This window comes from Vibrio sp. 1978, from assembly GCF_033344345.1.
Window position 1 is genome coordinate 1 of the sequence record NZ_JAWPOP010000806.1, and the last position, 572, is coordinate 572.

1 protein-coding gene is annotated in these 572 nt (G+C 38.3%); it reads right to left on the minus strand.

What is annotated here, in order from left to right:
- Window positions 1-134: 134 nt before the first annotated feature.
- Window positions 135-500: a hypothetical protein gene (locus R8N49_RS29220; RefSeq protein ID WP_021454243.1), complete on the minus strand. Its 366-nt coding sequence runs from the start codon at window positions 498-500 to the stop codon at window positions 135-137.
- Window positions 501-572: the final 72 nt, after the last annotated feature.

A 572-nucleotide genomic window follows, 5' to 3' on the forward strand; every position in this document is an offset into this window, starting at 1 on the left:
TTCAGGCACCAATATAAATCCTTTTAATATGACTTTGGGCATCACGACTCCATCGCTATTTTACTACCTACAAAAAACGCATAACCGACAAGTTATGCGTTAAAACTATTAATGTGGATTGAAAGATTACCTAATTATTTTAACGTGAGGGTAAACACCTCGTTGTTCACGCCACCAATCATCATTGGTTTTCCAAGCTGATCTTGCTGGACAAAGAGCGTGGTTTTTAACTCACGACTTGAGTGACGAGATTTACTTTTGCGAACCACAAGCACATCAACAACGTAATCCGAATATTCCTTAATCACGGAGCCTGAGAGTTCGATGATTTCCTCATCATTGTCTTCAACGACGTCAAATCCTCGATCAACCTGTATCGGTGCTGAAACCGAGGTTTGTCCGTAGTTTAAAACCGCGGTTTGAGGCTCTTCAAGCTGTGAAGCAACACTAGTAAAGGCAATAAAACACGTTGCCAATAACGCTTTGGATATTATTTTCATTAGTATTTTTCTGATTTCCGGCAAGCAAATAGAAATAAAAACCTTAGATAAGAGTTTGATAAATAGTTAATA